The 22787-nt window shown below is 74.8% G+C and carries 14 protein-coding genes and 1 pseudogene; 6 read left to right on the forward strand and 9 right to left on the reverse strand.

Going from position 1 to position 22787, the window contains the following annotated elements:
- Window positions 1-2: 2 nt before the first annotated feature.
- The 7 genes from ACPFP2_RS05575 to grpE are packed head-to-tail and all read right to left on the reverse strand — an operon-like array spanning window position 3 to window position 10473.
- On the reverse strand, window positions 3-269 hold the full coding sequence (locus tag ACPFP2_RS05575; RefSeq protein ID WP_424086745.1) for a hypothetical protein: 267 nt from the start codon (window positions 267-269) through the stop codon (window positions 3-5).
- Window positions 262-1821, reverse strand: a complete 1560-nt coding sequence (locus tag ACPFP2_RS05580; protein WP_424086747.1) for a TRAFAC clade GTPase domain-containing protein — start codon at window positions 1819-1821, stop codon at window positions 262-264. The genes ACPFP2_RS05575 and ACPFP2_RS05580 overlap by 8 nt, the downstream gene beginning before the upstream one ends.
- A 3-nt stretch (window positions 1822-1824) precedes the next feature.
- Window positions 1825-4227, reverse strand: a complete 2403-nt coding sequence (locus tag ACPFP2_RS05585; RefSeq protein WP_424086749.1) for a GTPase-associated protein 1-related protein — start codon at window positions 4225-4227, stop codon at window positions 1825-1827.
- Window positions 4224-5417, reverse strand: a complete 1194-nt coding sequence (locus ACPFP2_RS05590) for a hypothetical protein (RefSeq protein ID WP_424086751.1) — start codon at window positions 5415-5417, stop codon at window positions 4224-4226. Before ACPFP2_RS05590 ends, ACPFP2_RS05585 begins: the two co-directional genes overlap by 4 nt.
- A 1-nt stretch (window position 5418) precedes the next feature.
- Complete coding sequence (locus tag ACPFP2_RS05595; RefSeq protein WP_424086753.1) at window positions 5419-8079, reverse strand: hypothetical protein; 2661 nt, start codon at window positions 8077-8079, stop codon at window positions 5419-5421.
- A gap of 5 nt (window positions 8080-8084) precedes the next feature.
- The gene (locus ACPFP2_RS05600; RefSeq protein WP_424086755.1) at window positions 8085-9752 is read right to left on the reverse strand and encodes an Hsp70 family protein; all 1668 of its coding nucleotides are present in this window, start codon (window positions 9750-9752) and stop codon (window positions 8085-8087) included.
- A 31-nt stretch (window positions 9753-9783) separates the two neighbouring features.
- Entirely contained in the window at window positions 9784-10473 is a 690-nt protein-coding gene (gene grpE / locus ACPFP2_RS05605) for a nucleotide exchange factor GrpE (protein ID WP_424086757.1), read from the reverse strand.
- A gap of 130 nt (window positions 10474-10603) precedes the next feature.
- Between grpE and ACPFP2_RS05610 the strand changes: the two genes are divergently transcribed.
- The 3 genes and pseudogenes from ACPFP2_RS05610 to ACPFP2_RS05620 form a co-directional block, all read left to right on the forward strand.
- Window positions 10604-12139 carry a VWA domain-containing protein gene (locus ACPFP2_RS05610; RefSeq protein WP_424086759.1) on the forward strand — a complete coding sequence of 512 codons (1536 nt, stop codon included), beginning with the start codon at window positions 10604-10606 and terminating at the stop codon, window positions 12137-12139.
- The gene (locus tag ACPFP2_RS05615) at window positions 12136-13434 is read left to right on the forward strand and encodes a hypothetical protein (protein ID WP_424086761.1); all 1299 of its coding nucleotides are present in this window, start codon (window positions 12136-12138) and stop codon (window positions 13432-13434) included. Before ACPFP2_RS05610 ends, ACPFP2_RS05615 begins: the two co-directional genes overlap by 4 nt.
- Window positions 13431-14186: pseudogene (locus ACPFP2_RS05620) on the forward strand (caspase family protein); the annotation flags it as partial. The gene ACPFP2_RS05615 and the pseudogene ACPFP2_RS05620, both read left to right, overlap by 4 nt.
- Before the next feature lie 1215 nt (window positions 14187-15401).
- On the opposite strand, the gene ACPFP2_RS05625 reads toward ACPFP2_RS05620, so the two are convergent.
- Window positions 15402-17438, reverse strand: coding sequence for a hypothetical protein (locus ACPFP2_RS05625; protein WP_424086763.1), 2037 nt, complete (start codon window positions 17436-17438; stop codon window positions 15402-15404).
- Between the two features lie 43 nt (window positions 17439-17481).
- The gene (locus ACPFP2_RS05630; RefSeq protein WP_424086765.1) at window positions 17482-20214 is read right to left on the reverse strand and encodes a CHAT domain-containing protein; all 2733 of its coding nucleotides are present in this window, start codon (window positions 20212-20214) and stop codon (window positions 17482-17484) included.
- A gap of 363 nt (window positions 20215-20577) precedes the next feature.
- Here ACPFP2_RS05630 and ACPFP2_RS05635 point away from each other — a divergent pair, with 363 nt between their 5' ends.
- The 3 genes from ACPFP2_RS05635 to ACPFP2_RS05645 all read left to right on the forward strand — a co-directional run bounded on the left by ACPFP2_RS05635 (window position 20578) and on the right by ACPFP2_RS05645 (window position 22500).
- On the forward strand, window positions 20578-21315 hold the full coding sequence (locus tag ACPFP2_RS05635; RefSeq protein WP_424086766.1) for a lytic polysaccharide monooxygenase: 738 nt from the start codon (window positions 20578-20580) through the stop codon (window positions 21313-21315).
- 76 nt (window positions 21316-21391) lie between these two features.
- A complete protein-coding gene (locus tag ACPFP2_RS05640) occupies window positions 21392-21973 on the forward strand; it encodes a DUF305 domain-containing protein (RefSeq protein WP_424086767.1) in 582 nt (193 codons plus the stop codon).
- Window positions 21974-22104: 131 nt separating this feature from the next.
- Window positions 22105-22500 (forward strand): hypothetical protein, encoded by a 396-nt coding sequence (locus ACPFP2_RS05645; protein WP_424086769.1) that lies wholly within the window; start codon window positions 22105-22107, stop codon window positions 22498-22500.
- Window positions 22501-22787 lie beyond the last annotated feature (287 nt).

The following is a 22787-nucleotide window of genomic DNA, read 5'->3' on the forward strand; positions in this document are numbered from 1 at the left end:
CCTCAGCGGGTCCGGCTGGGCGTCGGCTTCGGCTTCGGTCTGGCCGGCGTGGGTGTCGGCGTGGTCGGGGGCACCGGTTCGGCCCCGCCCCGCAGCGGCGCCAGGAAGTACGCGACGACCTGCGCGGCCTGGTCCCAGGTGCCCCGGGCGAGGCCGGCCATGGCGGGCGCGGCGACGCCGGCGGCCAACGCGGCCAGCAACGCGCCGAGGATCACCAGCCGGGCCGCCCGGTGGCCGGGCGGCACCCATCCCTTCCCCTGCTCAGCCAAGATCGCTCCACTCTCTGCCGAGGATCCAGTTCGCCGGCCCGAAGCCGCCGTCCGGGCCGGCGTCCCGCCCGGAGACCAGGAAGAAGCGCACCTCCCGGAAGTCGCGTTCGGCGGACAGCACGAGGTTGCGTAGCCCGTTCTCCCGCAACCACGCCGGGACCCCGCCGGGGCCCCCCGGACCGGCGGACATCTTCTCGAGCAGGTCGGCCTTGGACACCACGAAGGCGAGTCGCCGACGGTCGGTGCGCACGCCGTACTCCTGCAACCGCTGCACGGTCGCGTTGTAGGCGTCCTCCGGGTCGTAGGTCGCCGGGTTCGCCGCGGCGAAGACCTCCGGTGCGCCGCTCTCGAACCCGTCGCGCACCCGGCGGATCGAGAACGGGTCGAGGACGTAGATCAGCGAACGCGCGTGGTCCAGATAGGCGAGCCGGGCGTTCTGCTCCCGGTCGACCAGGTTCTCGCCGGCCGCGTCGAAGAGATGCACCAGCGCCACCCGTGGCCCCCGGGCCAAGCGGAGGGTGACGGCCACCGGTGGCCCGGACGCCTCGGTCTTGGCCGGCGACGCACCCTCGCGCATGAGCCGCGCGTACACCTCGTGCCGCTGCCGGCTGTGCTCGTCGGCCAGGGACACCTCGACTCCGGCCTGCTTCGCGGCCCGCTCCAGGCCGGCCAGCGCCGACATGATGAGCTGCGTCTTGCCCGCCGACGCGGCGCCGAACACCGGCAGCCGGACGTCGGTGACCACCCCGGCACCGGGCAGCAGCAGCTCCCCGCAGCTCGGGCAGCACGCCTCCAACCGGCGACTGAACGCGGCGCGCAGGACGGTGGTGGGCAGCAGCTCGCCGCAGCCGCAGCGTCGCCAGAGCACGCCGAGCCGCCCGGGGCGCAGGTCCCGGTGCAGGTCCGCGCCGGTCAACCGGTGGCCGGGCGGGTGCGGGCCACGACAGCGGTACGTGGGAACGGCCGCGAGCTGGTGGCAGTGCCGGCAGCTGGCCCGGGCGCCCAGCGCTCTCTGCCAGCCCGCGTCCACCCCGCGCAGCAGCAGGACCACCGGCACGCCGACGAGCCAGGCGACCGCCGAGACCCCGACGGTGACCAGCCCGGCGCCCAGCACCCCGGCCACCACACCCAGCGTCGCCCCGGCCTGCACGGCGAGGACCGGCACGTAGAACGGCCACCAGAGCCGCACCCGGTGGGCCCGGGCCCACCGGCGCGGCCGGACCCAGACCTGGCGGGTGATCAGCCGTACGCGCTCCACCGACGCCCGGGCGTCGAGCAGCACCTGGACGGCGAAGTACTGCGGCCAGGCCCGGTCACGCCGGACGAAGGCCGGCGCCACCCGACCCGCCAGCGCGCCGCCGTGCACGTCGTCGGGAGTGCGTACCCGGACCCAGGGGGCGCGGCCGACCAGGACGACACCGGCGACCCCGAGCACCACCGCGATTCCCGCGGCCAGGCCGGCGACGGCGGTGAGGTAGGCCAGCGGCAGGGCGACGGAGAACAGCAGGCCGAGGCTGACGGCGAAGTGGAGGAGACGCCCGATGAACCGCACGGGTCACCGGTCCCGGAACGGGTGGGCGAGGCGGTACCTGCGGCGCCGCCCGCTGTAACTGTCGACGTACCGCTGCCAACCCGTGCGCCAGGCCTCGTCGAGCTGGGCGTAGTGGTGGCCGGCGCGTTCGAGTGGGCCGTCCGGGGACCGGGTCAACCACTGCCCGAGCGCCTGGGTGAGGCGCTTGATCTGCGGTTCGGTGGGTGTGGTCGAGCTGGCGACCAGGTAGTAGGCGAGCACCGCGGGCACCTCGCCGTCCTCGGTCGTCAACGCGGTGACGAGCCGGTCGACGAAGGGCGCACGCAGGGCCGGATGCCGGTCCAACACCCCGTCGAGATTGAGGAAGGCCACCACCCGGCTCAGCGCCACGACGACCTCGGGTTGCCGCATCTCGACCAGCCGCGCGGGGCAGTCGCGCAGCTGGCGGAGGAGGGCCGCCCTGCGACGCTGGTCGGGGCCGCGGCCCAGTGCGGCGATGGTGTCGATCAGTTTCGCGTCCTCGGCCAGTTCGGCGGCGAGCCGCGGGGTGGGTGCCATCAGGTCGCGGGCGACCAGCCGGTGACAGAGGTCGAACAGGCGCCGGTCCGCCGTACGGCCGCTGGTCCATTCCTCGTTGACCTTCCGGAAGACCCGGCCGGGCAGGCGCGCGCCGTCCGGGGCGAGGTCGAGCAGCAGTTCCAGCTCCGGCGTCGTCGGCGCGGACTGGCTCCACAGTGCCCCTGCCAGCTCGGAGAAGCCACGCGGATCGTCCCGGCTGCCGGTCAGGTACCGCTTGATCAGCGAGTCCCGCTCGTCGCCGTGCCGCACCGCCGCGCCCAACGCCGCCTCCGCGAGCGGAGAGGGCAGTCTCTCGACCCGGGGCAGCAGCTGCCGCCACCAGCCGTCGCCGACCTCCGCCCGCTCCTTCGCGCCGCGCCGGGCGCGATCCTCCAGCGCCGCCAGGAGCCGCTTTTCCAGCTCGTCCCGGCAGGCGAGCCCGCGGGCGCGGACACCTCGGGGGTGGTCGGCCCAGTAATCGACGAAATCCTCGGCGGCCCGGGCGATGTCCGGCCACCGTACGTCCACGTCGAATCGGGTCGCCACCCACAGCAGCGCCGCGAACCGGTCCGGCGTCACGCCGGAGGTGAGCGCCTCGGTGAGCAACTGCCGGGCCTGCTCGCCGTGGTCGGGGCGCCACTCGCCGGCCGGCAGCGGAGGCAGCCGACGGTCGGTCACCACGCCGTGCACACGGGCGTCCTCCACCTCGCTGATGATGAGCGCGAGTCGGACGTCCGCCGCCTTGCCGGGCAACAGGCCGTCGCAGCCGACCTCGTCGAGCAGTACCAGCACCCGCTGCTCCCAGCGTTCGGGAGTCTCGGCGAAGAGGTCCGCCACGTCGGCGCCGTACGCCCGGCGCATCCCCTCCGGCCCGGTGCGCAACCAGCCCACGATGGCTTCGGCGTGCCGGGGGTCCGGTAGGCGGTGCAGGATCGCGGCCAGGCCGAGCGCGGCGGCGGCCTCCTCCGCCGCGTCGTCGCCGGTCAGCCCGGACGCCGTCGCGACTCCCAGGGCGTCCACCACGTCCCGCGGATCCTCGGTCAGGAAGAGGTCGACCCACCGGCGGGCGGACGCGGTCGGCTCCACCGGGGTGTGCTGGTGGCGGTGCAGGTCGAACACGGCGTAGCCGAGCGGGTTGTCGATCCGGCCGGCCGGGCCGGCGAACTCCGGCAGGACCGCGACGACCGGCAGCGCCGAGCGCGCCGGATCGGTCGAGTAGATCTTGAAGCCCAGCTCCAACGCCCGCTCGCGGGGCAGCAGGAGGGTGCCGGCGACCAGCCACGCCACGATCGAGGCGATGTCGTCGCCGACGAAGAGCACCCGCGACCGCCCGGGCCGGCCGGCCTCGGCGAGCGCGGAGACCAGCGCCAGCAACGTCTCCCGGCCGTTCGGTTGACCGAGGACGAAGGCCTGCGCCCGTACGGGGGAGTGGTCGGCCCCCACCCCGTCGTCGAGCCGCACCGGATCGGACCGGGTGGTGGGCGCCGGCTCGGTCGACCAGAACCTGGCCTGAAACAGCTGGGCCGGTCGCAGGTCGCCGTAGCTGGCCGGGTCGGTGGTGACGACGGCGTGGGTGAGCTGGTTGCCCTCCCGGCTGCCGTTCGCCTCCCGGCCCAGGTAGAGCCCGGCCGCCGTGGCCAGCACACCGTCGGAGCTGATGTGCGCGAACGAGGGCGGGTACTGCGCGACGGGTCGCCGGTCGGCCATCCACCGCGACGGCGGCTCGTAGAGCAGGTGGTTCCTGACCAGGGCCTCCGCCGCCGCGGTGGAGTCCGCCGACCGGGCCTGGAACTGCAGGCCCGCATTGCCCTTGAGCCCCTGACCCGGCCGGCAGTCGGTGTAGATCAGCGTCTCGAAGTGACCGCTCATCGGGCCGCCTGGCGGCGCGGCACCACGTTGAACTCGCTGAGCAGCCAGAGCAGCGGCTCGTCGACCCGGAACGGCTGGACCCCGCGCGTGTCGACCGTGTTGGCGTCGTAGTCCGGTTCAGAGCCGAGGGCGGAGACCGCGAAGTAGCGGAATTTCTTGTAGTTGTGGGTGAGGTGGGTGTCGATGTCGTCCGCGCCCCAGTCGTGCAGCAGTGCGCGGACGTGTTCGTGGGTCTCCCGGCCGGCCTGCTCGTCGTAGTGGGGTCCGGGCTCCGGGCGGCGGACCAGGGGATGGTCGGCGCCGAGCACGTCGAAGAAGGCGTCGATCTTCGCGAAGGCGACCGCCACCGGGATGGGGATGTTCCTGCGGCCACCGAGACGGTGGCTGATCCGCAGGTTCTCGGTCACCCGGTTGACCACGTCGATGGTGTTGGCGTGTTTGTCGATCGCGGAGTCCGGCAGCCGGATCCGGTCCCGTGCCTGTGGGATCATGAACGGGTCGAGCAGCAGGATGAGCGCGTCGGCCGCCCCGAGGTAACCGAGGTTGTCGACCGTCTCCTGGTCGAGCAGGTCCTCACCGGCGGTGTCGAAGAAGGACAGGAAGGTCGTGTCGTAGCCGGTGATCCGCCGGTTCTGCCGCCAGGCGAACACGATCGGCTCGCGTCGCCCACTCTGCGCCTGATTCGTCCGCTGGTACAGGCCACCATCGGGAAACAGCTCACCGGACGGGTCGAGGAAGTCGGTGCCGCCACCGGTCTCCTCCTGGAACTGCCGGTCACCGGCGAGCCGCACGTCGGCCCCGAAACGCTGGCCCATGCCATGGCGGAGCTGGTGCGACAGCACCTTGAGGTACACGCTCTTGCCGGTGTGCCGGGCCCCGGCCATGGCGATCAGCGGGCTGCGCCCCTCGCCGAACGCCGCCGGCAACCGGCTGTGGCAGTTCGGGCAGACCTTGACCGCGGACTCGGTCCCGCAGTGCGGGCAGGGCGCGGCGTTCACCGGCCGCAGGGCGCGTCGGGGTCCGGCGAACGACGGCAGCACCAGCTCCTTGATGCCGAGTTCCCGCTCCCGCGCCTCGTCCCACTGCGGCTTGCAGGGCTCCTTCCCCGGCGACCGCCGCCCGGTGCACCGGAACCACGGCCCGCGGGGGTCGATCTTCCCGTAGCAGTACGGGCAGGAGAGGCTCGTCATGTCAGGACACCTTCATCTCGTCGATCGGATCGGTGACCCGCGCCCCGGGCGGCCGGATCACGAAACAGCGCAGCCAGTACGGCTTGGCCAGCCCGGTGGGCAGGGTGAACGGCAGCTGCCACGGCACGTCCGGATGCAGCGAGAGCCCGGTCACCCGGCTCACCACGCTGCCCCGCTCGGGTCGAGCCGGCATCGCGACCCCGGAGGCGGCCACCAGGAGCAGCTCCACCCCGTCGCACGGCTGGTCGACCTCGACGCTCAGCAGCCGCTTGCGACTGAACAGGCCGCCGTCCCGCCGGATGTGGTAGCCGAACGCGACGGGCATCCCGTCCACCGGCACCGACTCCGTGGCGGAGTACGTCTCCCCGCCGGCGCCGCGCTCCACCGCCCGGACCGACACCCGACCCCCGCCGGCACCCACCCGCAGCCGGCAGCCCGACTCGGTGAACTGCCCACGGGTGAGCCGCCGTACGGTCGGCGCGCCCTGCGGCGGGGTGAACGTGACCTCGGCCAGGTTGACCGAGGGCGGCCACACCCACGCCACGTTCACCTCGTCGCCGGTGCGGCGGGCGACGAGTTGACGGACCGGCTCGGTCACCCCGAGCAGGAGCGGTTCGCCCACCACCGCCGTGTCCGTCGCCCGGTCCACGGTGAACGGGACGTACACGAACCGGCCACTGGGCACGGACACCTCGAGCAGGGTCTCCGCCTCCTGCACGATCCGGTCGCTGACCAGCGCCTCGCCGTACCCCTCCATCTCGTCGCGGCGGATCCGGGTGCCCGCCGTCCACGTCGGGCGCAGCTCCGACCGGCGGATCGACACCGTGCCCGTGGCCGGGGTGAGCCAGACGAAGCTGGCCGTCGCGGTCCGCGCGTCACGCGCGGTGACGTGCGCCCGCAGCCGCTCGACGTACGGCGGCGGCGCGTCGCGCAGGGTGGCGCGGGCCACCACCAGCGGCGCCTCGACCTCGGTGCCGTGCTCGTCCCGGTAGACCGCGACGATGCCGTAGTAGCGGTCGGTGCTGCCGTCCCCGATGTCGTCGGAGAGCCCGGTGCGGCTGGCGCTCACCGGCTCCCCGTCCTCGGCGGAGGCCGGTGGCCGGCCCAGCGTGCGGCGTACCCGGACGCTCTCGGTGGCCGGGTGCGTCCGCCAGGAGCAGGACACCTCCTCCGGGCGGACCGACACCCGCACGCCCAACACCGGGGGCACGGTGCGGGTCTCGACGGCGGCGGGGCGCGACCAGTCCCCACCGAGGCTCGCGAAGACGCCGTAGTGCAGCGGTCGGGCCGGCGGTGCGGCCAGGTCGGTCGCCTCCGTCAGGGAGCTCTCGGCGACGGTCTCGCCGTCGGTGGCCGAGCGGGGTGGCCGGTCCGACCGGACCACCCGGTAGCGCACCTCCGTCCCCTGCCCGGGTGGCGCGCTCCAGGTGAGCCGGACGCCGGTCTCCACCGCCCGTACCGCCAGGTCACGCGGGGGCGGTGGCGGGAGCGCGGCCAGCCGTTCGGCGAGGTCCTCGTCGTCGGCGGCGATCCGCAGGGCCTTGCGGAGCAGCCGGGCCGCCTCCTCCTCGCGTTCCGAGCGGACCGCCTCGTCGGTGGCCCGCCGCAGCGACTCGACCTCGCCCAGCAGAACGTCGACCTGGCCACGCAACTCGTCGCGCTCCGGGGCGTCGGCGGGCAGCACCACGAGGGCCTGCCGGGCCGCGTGCAGCTGACCGTCGGCGACCAGCTCACGGATCCGGTCGGCCGGGCCGGTCTCCCGGTCGGTGTCGAGTGGCAGGTTGGCCACCACCGACCGGGCGTCGGACTGCTCCAGCCCGGCGTCGGTGGCGATCCGGACCAGCATGCCGTCCGCGAGCCCTCTGGTCCGCCCCGACCGGAGCCGGTCGACCACCTGGAACAGCGCGAGCGCCCGCAGGTCCACCCCCGTGCCGGCGGCCCGTTCCAGCAGGCCGAGGGCCTCCTTGCGGTGCCGCACGGCGGCGGCGTCGGCGAGCCGGTTCGCCTCCTCCGTCCGGGCTCGCACGGTGGCCAGGTCGAGCGGCACCGCGTCCGCGCCGAACAGCCGGAACGGCGCGGCGTCCGGGTGCACCAGCTGGACGACGGTGGGCGCGCCGAGCAGCTCCTGGAGTCGGAGCAGCGACCGGTAGCCGGTGCGTTCCATGCCCGGCTCGGTCGGCAGCTCCACGGGATCGACCACGGCCAGGCCGGCGCGCCGGACCGCTGCGGCGATCTGGTCGGCGTCCAGCCCCGGCCAGTGTCCGGCGATCTCCTTGAGCTGCGCCCGGGTGATCCGGCCCAGCGCGCCGTACGCCTGGGCCAGGTCCCGGGCGAACCGCTCGGACTCCGCCCGGGCCCCCTGGTCGTGCTCCTCGATCCGCTTCTCCCACCACGACGGCTCGAACATGGCCTCGCCGTGCTCGGCGCGCAGCAGCTCGTCCCGACTGAACAGCTGCGCGCAGACGCGGGCGGCCGAGTCGACGCCGCTCGAGCGTTGGTTCCACAGTCGCCGGACCGCCGCCAGGTGCTCGCGCAGCTCGGCCGTGGACATCTGCGGGGTGACCGCGTAGTGCCGGGCGAGATCGGTGGGCGACAGGCCGCCCGGCCGGTCGCGCAGCGGACCGATCACGTCGCGGAGGTACGCGCGCTGGTCGAACACCATGATCGTCAGCCCCGGACCGTGATCCCCGCGACGACCTCCCGGGCCTGCTCGACCTCCTCCTCGCTGAGCACGCTGACCTGCACCTCGATGACGAGGTCCTTGCCGCTGCCCGGCTCGACGGCGTGCAGCTTCAGCTCACCACCGCTGCTGACGTCCATGGTGATGTGGATCGGCGACTGCCGGGGGAGCGGCGGCAGTCCACTGATCAGCCCCTTGCCCTGGTCCACCGACTTGTTCGCCGACAGCTCCGGGCTCTCCGCGGCGCCGGCCTGCTCGTAGATCTCGATCTCGACGGCGGTCTGCCCCTCGACCACGGTCTGGGCGCCGAGCTCACGCTGGATCGGCAACGACTCGTTCGCGTGTACCAGGTGCTCGACGTAGAGCCGTTCCGGCTGGGTCTCCCAGTCGGGCGCCGAGGTGTCCCGGAGCTTCACCCCGAAGGACTTCGGCAGGACGGTGACGATCCGCTTGTCGGCGCTGGCCGCCAGCGCCTCCTCGTTCAGTCCGATGGCCAGCGCCATGGCCTCGGCCCGCTCCCGCCGCTCCTCCTGGGTGGGGCCCTCGCCCTCGCCGTCCCACGCCCACAGCGCCCGGCTCAGCGCGTAGCGGGCGGCGCCCTTGGCCACCGCCAGGTCGGGGTCGTGCAGCCGCGGCCTCCAACCCCACTTCTCGGTCAACCGCCTCGCCACCGCCGGCATCTTGCTGGAACCGCCGACGAGCAGCACCTCGTCGATGGCGGCGGCCGGGTCGTCCGTGCCCAGCTTGTCGCCGAGCGTGCGCAGGGTGCGCTCGGTGTACTCGACGGTCCGGCCGAGCAGGTCCCCGGTGATCTCCTCGAACGTGTCCCGGGTGACCTCCACCGAGGCGGACGCGCCCGCGTACCGCATCGGCACCTTGCGCGACGTCACCGTCGACAGCTGCCGCTTGACCTCCTCGGCGGTCAGCGCGAGGTCCTGCATGAACTCCTCGTCCCGGGTCGGGTCCTCGGCGGGCTCGGCACGGGCCACGAACTCGTCGACCAGGTACTGGACCAGGCGGGCGTCCCAGTCGGCGCCACCGAGCTTCTGGTCACCGTCGGTGCAGAGCACCTCGACCGCGTCCGGGCCGATCCGGATGACCGTGGTGTCGAAGGTGCCGCCGCCGAGGTCGTAGACGAGCACCGTCCGGGTGGCGTCGCCGCCCACCTCGTACTGGAGGGCGGCCGCGACCGGTTCCGGCACCACCTCGACCACGTCCAGCCCGGCGATCCGGCCGGCGTTGCGGGTGGCGTCCCGTTCCAGGAGGCCGAAGTACGCGGGCACGGTGATCACGACCTGGCGGACCGGACGCTGCGTGTAGTACTCGGCGTCCTGCGCCAGCTGCTTGAGGATCAGTGCGGAGATCGACTCAGGGGTGTACGTCGTCCCGTCGAACTCCCACTGCGCCTCCTTGCCCATGCTCCGCTTGACCCGCTCCACCACCCGCGACGGGTACAGCCGGGACACGTTCTTGGCGGCCTCGCCGACCACCACCTCAGCGGTGTCCTGCTCGAAGTAGACGACCGAGGGGGTGGTCTCGTTGTTGGTGATGACGTTGCGGACGACCGCGGGCCGTCCGGTCTCGTCGATGTACGACACGACCGAGTACGTGGTACCCAGGTCGATGCCGTAGAAGGTCAGGTTCTCGTCCGACATCGTGCTCCTGTCCCGCCGATCCGATCGGCTGTCACGGGGTGTGCGTGGGTTGCGTGCCGATCTCCGGCTGTGGTGCGGGGTCGACCGCGTCGGGCTCCGGGTCGACCGTCCAGCTGTGGACCCGGACCGCGGCGGGCACCACGGTGCGTCCCGCCTCGACGTCGTGGTAGCCGTCCAGGACGACGTCGGCGACCGTGCCGTCCCGGCCCGGGTCGCCCGTCGGCACCGTCCCGGTGGCCCGCTGGGTCGACGGGTCGAAGGCGGCGCCGACCGTGGGGGCCACCACGGTGATGCCACCCCGCTCCAGCGTCAGTTCGAGGTTGGCGGCGTAACTGCGCAGCATGTCCGCGGCGGCCACGGCGTCGAACGTCGCGGGCAGCCCGGCGGCGGTGCGCAGCAGATCGTGGCGCAGCCGTTGCAGGTCGGTCAGGAGCGGGCGGAGCAGCAGCAGCCGCTCACCGGCCCGCAGCCGTTGGTTCTCCTCGTGCAGCCGGTCGATGACCTGCTCGCGGGCTCTTGCCCGGTCCTGCGTCCGGGCGAACTCGGCGCGCAGCCCGGCGAGCTCGCCGCCGAGCCGTTCCGCGACGCCGGTCAGCTCGCCGCCGAGGCGCTCGACCATCCCGGTCAGCCCGTCACCCTGCCGCTGTGGCGGCACCTCGGCCACCGGCCCCGCCGTGTCGGCGGCCTCCTCATCCTCGGGACCGTGCGCTTCGTCGTGCACCGGGCGCTCCCTCCTCTGATCCATTCGGCAGCCGCGGTGGGCGTCTCGGCCTTCTCTGACGGACAGCTCCGGCCGCGGTCCGCCGTCCGTCAGGGACAGACGACGGACGGCAGGGCGGAGGGCGATCAGCATGGTTCGGCGTTTGGTGGCGACCGTCGCGGCGGCGCTCACGGCGGTGGTGGTGTCCTGCCTGCCCGCCGCGCCCGTGGCGGGCGCGCCGGCGGACAGCGACCAGGTCTACGCGGCGCTCGACGTCAACCAGGTGGTGGCCGACTACGTGGTGCTGGTCGACGTGTCCCGGTCGATGCGCGACGGCGGGCGGTACGAGCAGACGAAGCGGGGGCTGCGGACGTTCCTGGCCGCACTCGCCCCGGACGACCGGGTCGCCCTGGTCACCTTCGCCGACTCGGCGCGGCTGGTCCACGACGGACCGGCCGGCCGCGCCCCCGATCAACTGGTGGCGAAGTTGCCGAGGACCGCGGACGGGCGGCACACCGACATCGGTGCGGCCATCGAATCCAGCCTCCGGCTGGTGGGGCGCAGGGGCGCGGCGCCGATCGCCACCGTCCTCCTGCTCACCGACGGGCGACACGACCCACCCGCCGGCAGCGCCTACCCGTTCGAGCAGGGCTATTCCTGGAACCAACTGGTCCGGACCGCCCGGGCGCTGCGGAAGACCTCACTGACCGCGTACGCGGTGCCGCTCACCGGGTCGACGGGGGCGCCACTGCTGGCCCGGGTCTACCCCGGCGCCCGTGTCCTCGCGCCCACGTCGATCGACCGGCTCGGCGCCCAGCTGGAGCAGCCGAAGGCCGCCGCTCGCGCGGCGAAGGCGCGCAGTGTCCTCGGCGACGACGCCTCCCGTGGGGTCCGGGTGAGCTGGCCGGCCGGCATCGGGCGGATCGGGGCCGGCCGGACCCGGCTGGAGGTCCGGCTCACCTCGACCACCACGAAGATCCCGCTGACCGTCGACCACCTCGTCGTACGCAGCGACCGGCCGGAGGTGCGGGTGTCCGTACCGGCCGGGCCGGTGGAGCTGCCCGCCGGCGGCACCGTGACCGTCCCGGTGACGGTCGACTGGGACGCCGGCCCCCGGCGGGTGGCGCCGCTGGCCCGGGTCACCGGGGACGCGACGTTCACCCTCGAGGGCGAGGTCGGCTCCCCGTGGGCGGAGGTGCTGACCGGTGAGCTGGGTGCGGACTTCGCGCCCCGGCTGGACGGCGGTCCGACCCTGGGCACCCTCTCCGCCCAGCGCGGCAGCATCGGCTGGTGGTGCCTGGGCGCCGCCCTGATGGTCGCCCTGGCCGCCGCCGGGTGGTGGGGGCGGGGCCGGCGGCTGCACCCGGCCCCCGCCGGCACGGTGCGCCTCCGCGACGCGGCGGGTGGCGAACGCGACCTGGTGCTCACCGGCCGCCGGACCGCGATCACCGCGGACTCGACCGGGCTGCCCGGGTACGGCGAGGTGACCGCCCGCCGGCCCTCGCTCGGCGCGTCGGAGGTCCACCTGGTGATCGCCTACTCCCGGGACGGTTCGGTGACCGCCCGCGAGGTCGGCAGCTGCCGCCCGGGGGAGACGGTTGAACTGGGCGGTGTCGACTTCACCTGGCGCACCGCGACGCCGGCCAGATCGGGCCTGGTCGGCGGCGTCACCGGGTCGGCGCGGTGACCGCCGGCCCCGCCGGGGAGTCGGTCGAGCTGCTGGGCGACGCCGATCTGCTCGCGCTCGGCGAACTCGTCCCGGCCGGCGGCCGGCGGCCCGGGGAGGACGTCCCGGCCGAGCCGATCGGAGTACGGTGCGGGCGACCGCTGTTGTATCCGTTGCCCGCCGAGGACCTCCCGGTGCACCTGCGCCGCCGCGCCGCCGCCACCGGCGGCCGGTACGTCGGCGCGCTGTTCGCCTTCGACCTCGACGCCCCGCCCCGACGGCAGCGGTACACGGCCGCCCGGATCGAGGTGACGCTCGCCGACCCGGCGGCCCTCGCGGCCCGGCTCGACGGCGACGGCGGTGCGCTCGGGCTGAGCTGGCCGGAGGCGCTCCCCGAGCCGACGTCCACGACGGCGGTGCACACCGTGGCGGCGTCCCGGACCCGACCGGGCTGGCTGGCCCGGCTGGCCAGCCGGGCGGGCACACCGCGTGCCCACGTCTTCGGCATCCACCGCAACGAGTTCGGCTGGGTGTACGAGGACCCGCGGGGGACGTTGTTGGTGCCCCGGGTGTACGGCACACACGCCCTGCTGGAGCTGCCTGCCGGTACGACCCGGGTGGCCGGCACCCTAGACGTGCGGGTACGTGTGGCGGGCGGACGTGATCCGTACAGCGCGGGGCTGCGCGAGTCGGTGACGTTCGACGAGCCGCTCGGGACCGGCGCGGCGGTGGAGGGCGCGGCGGTCCGGCTCTGCATGGCCGTCGACGTCACCGGCTACAGCCGGCGCCGCACCGCCGACACCGAGCGGGTTCAGCGCGACCTGGTGGACCTGTTGTCCCGGGTACGGCGGGGAGCCGGCGTCCCGGACTCCGCCGTCCGCCCCCAGCCGCAGGGCGACGGACAGTTCACCGTGCTGCCGGCCGGGATCGACGAGTCGATGGTGATTCCCCGCCTGGTCGGCGGGCTGGGCGGGCACCTGCGCGCGCTCAACGCCGACCGGCCGGCGCAGGAGCGGCTCCGGATGCGGGTGGCCCTGCACCGAGGGCTGGTCAAACCGGCTGCGAACGGCTGGGTGGGGTCGTCGGCGATCGCGGTGCACCGGATCCTCGACAGCGCTCCGCTGCGGGACGCGCTGACCGAGCGCCCGGCCGTGGACTTCGTCCTCGGCCTGCCCGACGTGCTCTTCCAGGACGTCATCCGGCACGCCACCGAGCCGCCGCTGCCGGCGGACTTCGCCCCGGTCACCGTCGAGCTGCCCGCGAAGGGCTTCGTCGAGCACGGCTGGCTGCACATCGGACCCGAGGAGACGGCATGAGCACCCTGTACGCCCTGCTGGTGGGCATCGACGCGTACCGGGCGCCGGCGGTGCCGGACCTGGCCGGGTGCCGGACCGACGCGACGGAGGCGCGGGCCTTCCTGGAGACCCGCCTGGCACCCGGCGTCGCTCTCTCGGCGCTGTCGCTGCACGACGGGGAGGCGACGCGGGCGGCGGTGGTCGAGGCGTTCCGGTCCCATCTCGGGCAGGCCGGCCCGGCGGACACGGCGTTCTTCTGGTTCAGCGGCCACGGCTCCGAGGCGCCCGCCCCGGCCTGGTGGCACGTGGAACCGACGGGCATGCTGCAGACCCTGGTCTGCGCGGACAGTCGGGACGGCGGGGTGCCAGACCTGTTGGACAAGGAGTTGTCCGTGCTGCTCGACGAGGTCACCCGGCGGGCCGGGCACGTGGCGGTGGTCCTCGACTGCTGCCACTCGGCGGGCGGCACCCGGGAGCTGCCGGGCACCCGTGCCCGGATGGTGGCTCCGATGGCCGCCGCGCCGGCCCGGGAGCTGCTCCTGCCGGAACTCGGGAACGCGGTGCCCGGTGGGCCGCCGGCCCCGGAGCACGTCGCGCTCGCCGCCTGCCGCTCCCACGAGCTGGCCCGGGAGATGACGCTGGGCGGCCGGCGGCGGGGGCTGTTCAGCTGGGCCCTGCTGAAGGCCCTCGGTCGGCTCGGGCCGGCGGCGACGTACCGGGATCTGCTGATCGCCGCGCAGACGGAGGTGGAGCAGAACGCCGAGCGGCAGGTACCGCAGGTGACGCCGGCCGCCCGGGGGATCGCCGACCGTCCCTTCCTCGGCGGCCGCCTGGCCCCACCCGCCGCAGGCCTGGTGCTGCGGTACGCCCGCCAGGGCTGGGAGGTCAACGCCGGCAGCTGTCACGGCCTGGTCTCCGACGCCGCCGCGGACGAGATCCGGATGGCCGTGGTGGGCGAGCTGCCGGTGCGGGAGGTCCGGGTGGTCCAGGTGCTGCCGGAGCGGAGCCTGGTCGAGCCGTGCGGTTGGCAGCCCGAAACGGACCGTCAGTACCGGCTGGTGCTCAGCCAGGCACCGCTGCCCGCCACGACGGTGGTGGTGGGGGGACCGGGCGAGGACGACGCCACCGCCGAGACCGTGGTCGCCGCGCTGCGGTCGGCCGGTCCACGAGGCGGGCCGTCGCCGCACCTGCGCCTGGTCGATCCGGCGCACGTCGACATGGTTCCGGAGCTGCGGGTGCACGTTCCCCGCCGTGGGGTGGCCACTGTGCTGGACCGGTACGGCGCCCGGCTGACCGGGGAGCTGACCGACGTCGACCGGGACGGGGCGCGGCAGACCGTCGAGGTCCTGGAGCACATCGCCCGGTGGCGCCAGATCCGTGAGCTGAACAATCCGGTGACCGGCTTGGCCGGCGCGGTGACGGTGGATGTGGTGGCGGCGCGGCCGGGGGAACACCTGGCGCCGTTCGACCGGCCGCCCGTCGAGGCCGACGCCGACGGCGTGGTACGGCTGCGCTACGGGCGGGGGCCGGGGGGGTGGACGCCCCCGACCGTCTTCGTCCGGTTGCACAACCGGGGGGACCGGAAGCTGTTCTGCGTCCTGCTGGATTTGACCGAGCGGTTCCGGGTGCACGCCGAGCTGTTTGCGGGGGACTTCGTCGCTGCGGGTGGGCGTACCGCGGCCCTGCGCGGACGCCGGGTCGTGGCCGCCCTGCCGTCCGGCACGGTCCCCGAGCCGGGGGCCCGGGTGCGGGACTGGCTCAAGCTGGTGGTGGCCGAGGAACAGTTCAGCGCGGAACCGTTCGAGATGCCGGCGCTGGGCGCGCCGCGCGGCATGGACCGGGGACCGCTGGCGGTGCGGGGGTTCCTCGACCGCGTCGGGCGTGCCGTCCAGCACCGCGACCTGGCGGCGTCCGCCGACGACGGCGTGTACGACTGGATGACGGTCACCGTCCCGCTGGTGGTGGAGGTGCCCCGGGCCTGAGCGGGCTCAGAGCCCCCGCAGCACCAGCGCGGCCCGGTACGCCGGGTCGGTGAGGTCCAGGTCGGTGCGGCGCGCGAGGGCGGGCGGCAGCTGGGCGGGGGCGATCCGCGCGGGGTCCCGCAGCCGTCGGCCCAGGGCCCGGACGGCGGCGGCCGGACGCAGCCCGCCCCGGACCAGTTCGGTGTGCAGCAGGGTCAGCATCAGCGCGGCGACCGGGCGGGGTACCGGCCGGACCCAGTCCACCACCGCGGTGAAACCGGCGGTGAGCAGCGCGTCGGCGAGCGGCCCGGATCCCGGGCCGACGGGTGGCAGCACGGCCAGCCCACCCTCGGGTCCGGCGCGGCCGGCCCGACCGGCGATCGCCGCGGGCGTCAGCTCGGCCGGCCCGGCGAGCGCCAGCGACCCGCCGGTGTCGACGTCGCAGTCCAGGTGCAGCATCGACGCGCCGAGGTGGGCGAGGACCTCGTCCGGGGTGCCGGTGCCGTCGGCGTCCGGCCCGACCCGGCCGAGGACGACCGACCGTGGGTAGAGGCGGCGGAGCCGCTCCACGTCGGCCGCGCCCCGGTCGCCGCGCGGATCGGCGACGAGCACCGGCGCCTCGGTGACCCGCATCGGCATCCGGGCGGCCAGTTCGGCCGCCTGCCGGGCCGAGCTGACGAGCGAGAAGACCACCGCGTCGTCGTCCGGCAGCGGGCCGGTGCCCACGACCACGACCCGGTCCGGCAGGGTACGGCCGGCGGGGACGCGGTCGAACCGGCCACTCTCGGCGTGCAGCAGCAGCGTGCCGTCCGGCCGGGGCCAGGCCAGCGCGGCGACCCGGACGGCGCGCAGCGCCTCCGCAACCGAGGCAAAGCGGGCGTGTACGGCGTCACGCACCGGGGCACCGAGACGTTCCGCCAGCTCCCCGGCGAGCGGGACGACGCCGGAGCGGTCGGCCGGCAGGGCGTCGGCGACGGCCAGCAGGTGCGCGGCGGCCGATCGGGTGTCGTCGTCGGCGTCGTCCCAGCCGTCGTCGGCGTCGTCCGTGCCGCGCAGGTACAACGCCACGGCCAGGGTGACCCGGTCGGCGGCGGTGGCCGCGGCGCCCGCCGCGTGGACGACCGAGGTGGCCAGCCCCACCAGGTCGTCCACCAGACCGGCCGCCGGCGTCGGGGCGCCGGGGCGCAGCAGGGCCGCGAGGGCGGCGTACGGGTCGTCGCCGCCGACCCGCTCACGGAGGGCGCGGCGCAGCGCCGCCAGGTCGGGCGGCGCCGCCGCCGGTCGTGTCGTGGGGACGGAGTCGTCCTCCGCCGGGTCGGGCCGGGTCACGACGGTGACCGGGCGGTCCAACGGGTCGGCGGTGGCCGTGGTCGACAGGTCGAACAGAGAGGGCATCGCGAACCCGGCGAGGCCGCCGCTGCTCATCCGCTGTTGCATCTCCTGCAGCGTGGTCATGAGTCGCATCAGGGGCGCGAGGTCGAACGGGGCCGCGCCGGCCCGGGCGGTGCGGCGCAGGAGGTCGCGTACCGCCTCGGCGAGCTCCAGCATGACCTTGGTGGCCTCGGCCAGCTCGGCGCCCAGCTGGTCACCGGCGATCACCTGGCGGAAACAGTCCACCGCCCGGTCGGCGTCGGCCACCGCGCCGGGGTCCGGCGCGGCGCCGGTCAGCACCCCCGCGACGCCCTGGCTGCCGAGGTCGCGGACCAACCTGGTCAGGTAGAGCTGGCCGAGGGCGAACCGGGCGATGATCGAGAGGACCGGTGGCGCCCCTACCGCCGCGACGGCCTCCTCCAGCAGCCCGACGGCCTTCTGCCGGTCGATGTCCGGGCCGCCGTGCGCGACGTGCCGCGCGCTCAACAGCCAGCCCAACTGGGCGGCGAGCTGCGCGCGTAGCGGGTCGGCGGCGTCGAACAGGTCGTACGCCTCGGTCAGGCAGTCGATCGCGTCGTCGAGCACCGGTAACGCGGTCGCCTGCCCGGGGCCGATCCGCCAGTAGCGGTCCGTCAACTGCTGGGCGCGCTCCATCAGGAGCCGGATCCTGGCCGGGCCGGTTCGCTCGTTCACGATCGGTTCCTCTCCTGCTCGTACGATGCCGGGCGTCGGTTGGTCACTGTCCCCAGTGGACGAACCCGGCCCAGGCGGTGACGTGGGAGAGCTCGTCGTGGGCCAGGTGCCGGCGCAGCGGCGCCGGCATGCCGTCGGGAACGGACCGCCGCGGGTCGAGCATCCAGTTCTGCGCCCGCCGCAGCGCCTCCCACGCGGGCAGCCCCTCCGCGATCAGATGGTGGTGGAACATGTACATCAGCGCCGAGGTGGCTCGGTCGGGGATCGCCCACTGGGTCGAGAGCACCGACCGGACGCCGCCGGCGAGGAAGGCGGTGCCCAGGCTGTACGCCTCGTCGTAGCCGTTGATCGCCAGGCCCGTCCGGCAGGCGGCGAGCACGATCAGCCCGACGGTCCGCTCCGGGCAGCGTGCCGTCAGCTCGACCAACTCCTCCACGCTCAGCCGCCCGCCGCCGGCCAACAGGAGGTAGGAGGTGGCCACCGTCGGGTCGGTGTTGATGACGCCGTGACAGGCGAGGTGCAGCACCGTGCCGGCACCGGGACCGGCGTCGGTCAGCCAGGCCCGCACCTGCTCGACGCTGCCGGGTCCGGACCTGCTCGGCGACCCGTCGACCCGGCGGCCCACGTACCGGCCGCCGGGATAGAACGAGCGGTGGATCGCGTACGCCTCGAGGCGGGCCGCGGCCAGGTTCGGCGCCTCGCCGCCCGGGTCCGGATCCCCGACCACCAGGCCCACCGGGGTCGGCGGTACCGCGGGCAGGGCCGCCGAGTGGCACAGCATGCGGGCCGAGGCGGCCTGTGAGATCGCCGCCAGTTGCACCGCGTACGTGCCGTCGGGCCGGCGGGCCGCCTGCCACGGGATCCGGGCGAGCTCCCCCATCGGGACCAGCACCATCCGGGGCAGTCGCCTCGAGTCCGGACGGGGAAGGCCGGACAGGTACCGCTGCACCAGCGGGCCGATCGCCGCCCGCCATGCCCAGTCGCACACCGTGTCCAGGCTGCCGGCGAAGTCCGCCGGGTCGTCGAGGGCGGTCAGGTCCCGGTGCGGGTCCGCGATCAGCGTGTCCCGTCGGCCCAGGGCCTTCAGGTATCGCTCCACGTCCACGTCGTCGAGGAGGTGGAGGTTGGGCAGGGCCATGTACGCGGGCGGACCCTGCGCCGGCGCCATTACCGCGTACCCGGGCACCGCTCCCGCCGCCGGCACCAGGTAGACCAGCGCGTCCGCGTCGAGGGTGTGCAACGCGGCCCTGATCTCGCCGAGCGTCGGCGCGTCGAGCAGGGCTCCCGCGTTGCTGTGTTCGGTGAGCACCGTCAGCACCTCGCGCCGCAGGTCGATCGGGACCTCGGCGGCGGCGCCGGCCGCGGTGGCCGTCCGCCAGCGGGACGCCAGTTCGGGCCGGCCCGCCGCATCGAGGCGGCCGGGGATCTGGCGGTTCTCGGTCGCCGCGTAGAGGGCCAGGCCCCGACCGGAGTCGAGTGCGCGGATGGCGCTGGCCGGATCGTGGAACACCAGGCACTGCCGCGCCACGTCGACGGCCTCCTGGGCCGCCCGGCGCGCGGCGGTGTTCGCCGCCCTCAGGTCGGTCTGGAGCAGCACCCGCCAGGCGTGCTCGCGCAGGCCCTCCAGGGCGACGGTGTGCGGGTCATTCGTGCCGGCGTGCCGCCGCCGCACCTGACCGAGCATCTCGTTGATGACCGACCACAGGGTATGTCCCGGCCCGCCGGCCAGCCGCTTCGCCCGTTCCAGCACCTCGTCGGCCTCGACGGCGTCCGCCACCGAGCCTGTCAGCTCGCCGCGGTGGACCAGCCCCAGGGCCAGGCCGACCAGGTGCGAGGGGAGTCGGGGGTCGTCGTGCGGGGCCACGGCCGCCGACGTCCGGAGGTGCTCGAGGGCCTCTTCGACACGGGCCAGGTCGCCCTCCTCGCCGAGGGAGAGCAGCGCGCCGCCGATCGCCGAGTGATACATGGCGCGGTCCCCGGGGGAGAGGTCGGGCCGTCGCACCAGGGCGGTCATGGCGGCGAGTTGCTCGGCCGTGGCGGGGGTCACCGGCCCGTCCGGACCCCCGCTCCGCATCGTCGCCAGCGGTGCCAGCAGCGCGTCGAGATCCGTCACGGACTCCCGGATCGGGCTCCCCGGCGGCAGCCGCCGCACGGCCTCGCGGAGCACGTCGAGGGCGGGTCGTGGGTCGTCGCCCCGGTGGTTCGCCGCCATGAGGTCGGCCAGGCTGGCGAAGGCGTCGGCGAGCGGGCCCCCCGTCGGGTCGTCGGCCAGTGTCTCGCGCAGCCGTTGCGCATCCCGGGGCAGCCGCTCCAGGGTGGCCTCGTCGCCGTCGTCGATCGCCCGCAGCGCGTCGAGCATGGCCCGCATCGCGTCCCGCAGCGGCGCGACCTTGTCGTCGCCCCCGCCCGGCACCACGGCGAGGAAGGACTCCAGCTCCGCGAGCGCGGCCCGCGGGTCCGACACCTCCCCCTCGGCCCCGGCACGCAGCAACGCCAACGTCCGGGCCGCCGCCCGCACCTGCGGCCACTCCGGAGTGTCGGGTGGCTGGGCGTCGGCGATCTCCAGGAGGACGTCGAGTTGCCGTAGCCGGCGGGGTTCCACGGTCCGGTCACTGCGCACCAGCGCGTCGAGCAGGTCGGCCGCGAGGACGCCCCGGACCGGCAGGTCGGCCGGGAGCCGGTGCAGGTCCTCTACCGCCGCGTCCAGGTCGCCCCGGCCGAAGGCCGCCCGGCTGATCGCCACGCACCGCCCGGTGATGTCGGCCGCCCCGTCCACCCGCGCCCCCTCCCGCGTACCCCTTTTCCTACCCAACCTGACGGACGGCAGCGGACCGCGTCCGGCCGGGGGGCGACGTCGTCGACCAGGCGACAGCCGTGACGGCCCGAGACGAGGCGGTCGTCTCCGACCGCCTGCGGCCGACCAGGCAGTGTCGTAGAGGCGCTCCAGCGGCATCGGGCTGGTCTGACTGCCATGTCGCTCCGTTGTGGACGCGCAGGCTCGCGCGGAAGTCCGGCGGCATGGTCCGCTTCAGGGCGGCCTCCCCGTCTTTATAGATAGGAGTCTTTACTGTTAACAAGGTTTAATTTATGTTGGTGGGCATCCCCCATAGCCGTCCGCCCCCCGGAGGAGCCACCCACCATGCGTCGAAGGATCACCATCCCGCTCGTGACGACCGGCGTCGTCGCGTCCACCCTGGCCGTCGCCGCGCCCGCCCAGGCGCACGGCTACGTCTCGTCACCGCCCAGCCGGCAGGCGCTCTGCGCCCAGAACCGGGTGCCCGACTGCGGCCAGATCAAGTACGAGCCGCAGAGCGTCGAAGGCCCCAAGGGCCTGCGCAGCTGCCACGCCGGGATCCCCCAGTTCGCCGTGCTCAACGACGACAGCCGGGGCTGGCCGGCAACCTCCGTCGGCAGTTCGGTCACCTTCACCTGGGTCAACACCGCCCGCCACGCCACCAGCAACTGGGAGTACTGGATCGGCGGCACCCGGGTCGCGGTCGTCAACGGCGGCGGGCAGCAGCCCGGCGCGACCGTCTCGCACACCGTCAACCTGGGCGCTTACTCCGGTCGGCAGAAGCTTCTCGCGATCTGGAACATCGCCGACACCGCCAACGCCTTCTACTCCTGCGTGGACCTCCAGATCGGTGGCGGCGGCCCGACGCCCACGCCGACCCCGACCAGCCCGTCACCCGGCCCGACCCCGACGGCGACCCCGACCAGCACGCCGGCGCCCGGCGGCACCTGGACCGCGGGCCGGTCCTACCAGGTCGGCGACCAGGTCACCTACAACGGCCTGACGTACCGCTGCCGGCAGGCGCACACCGCCATCGCCGGCTGGGAGCCGCCGAACGTGCCGGCCCTCTGGACCCAGGTCTGACCGTCCGGGTGCGGCCCACTCTCCCGGTGCGCCGCACCCGGACCCGATCCCGGCTCCCACCGCGACGGAGGACGGCATGCCCCGCCTGATCGCCACCGCCCTGACCGTGGCCCTGCTCGCCGCCGCCGGCTGCGCGGGCGAGCCCGCGCCCTCGCCGCCGGCCGCGACCGCCCCGGCCTCCACCCCGGCCGGGGAGGTCCCGAGCAGCGGCATCGACGTGCTGTTCCTCAGCATGATGGTGGCGCACACGGCCGAGACGCTGGAGATCGTCCGGCTCGGTCGGGCCCGGGCCACGGACGCCGAGCTGCGGACCCTGGTCGCCGCGATCGAGGTGACCGAGGCCGACGAGCTGGCCACCATGCGGCGCTGGCTGTCCGACGCCGGTCCCTCGGCGCTGGCCGCCGCCGCCCGGCACGACCACTCCGGGCACAGCGACGCTCCGTCCGGACTGGCCCGGCTCCGCGCGGCCCCGGCCGACCAGGTGGACCGGGTGCTGCGCGACGTGCTCGGCGCGCACCAACGGACGGCGGCGGACCTGGCCCGGGCGCAGGTCCGCGCCGGCGTCAGCGAACGCGTGCGGGACCTGGCCCGCCGGATCGAGCGGTCGCGGACCGCCGAGGTCGAGCTGATGGCGACGCCGCCGGCCGCCCGGCGCTGAGCCCCGGCGGGCATCGGGCCGGGCTCGAATGCGGTTCGAGGAGAGCCGGTCGGCGTGGTGGACGCCGACCTCCGCCGGTCGTGAGTACGGGTGCTCAACCGTCCGGCGGCCGTGACGGGAAGGATCGGGGCGTGAACGACACCCCGCGTACCCGTACCCTCCTCGATGGCCTGATCCTCGCGGCCGTGACGGTCGCGACCTGGGCGGCCTGGCTGAGCTGGGACACCGGCTACACGACCGACCCGGAGACCGGCGCGACCAGCGGCCCGTACTCGTGGTGGCAGGTGGCCGGCTGCGTGCTCACCCTGGCCGTGGTCGCCGCCGTCGCCGGCTGGCGGCTCGGTCCGTGGCTGGTGGTCCCGGTGATGACGGTGGCGTTCACCAGCGCCTGGGCGGGGCACGCCGCGGCCACCGACGACAGCGGGCTCTGGGCGGTGGGGGCGGTGCTCGTCCTCATCGGAACGGCCACCGGGACCGCCCTGGTGAGCGTCCTCGCCCGGCTGGCACGCCGACGCCGGGCCGGCTGACCTCGTACCGGGCCCTCGCGGTCGTCGACACCCTCGACATCGAGATCACCCTCGAGGACGGCATCGGCGACCGGCACACCCTCCACCTCCGCTCGACGGCGCGACTGCCCTCGAAGGCGGTGGCCGTCGTCGACGCGACCCGCGCCGCCGCCGCGCCCGCCGAGGGCTGACGGCCCCCCGACCCGGGGGCCTCGCGGCGCAACCAGCTGGGCGACAGTCCGGCGGACGGATGGCCGACAGGACGTCGTACCTTCTCCCGGAGCATTGTTTATGCAGGTGGAGAGGCT

Origin of the sequence: Micromonospora citrea (assembly GCF_049629545.1) — a bacterium.
GTDB lineage: Bacteria > Actinomycetota > Actinomycetes > Mycobacteriales > Micromonosporaceae > Micromonospora > Micromonospora citrea_A.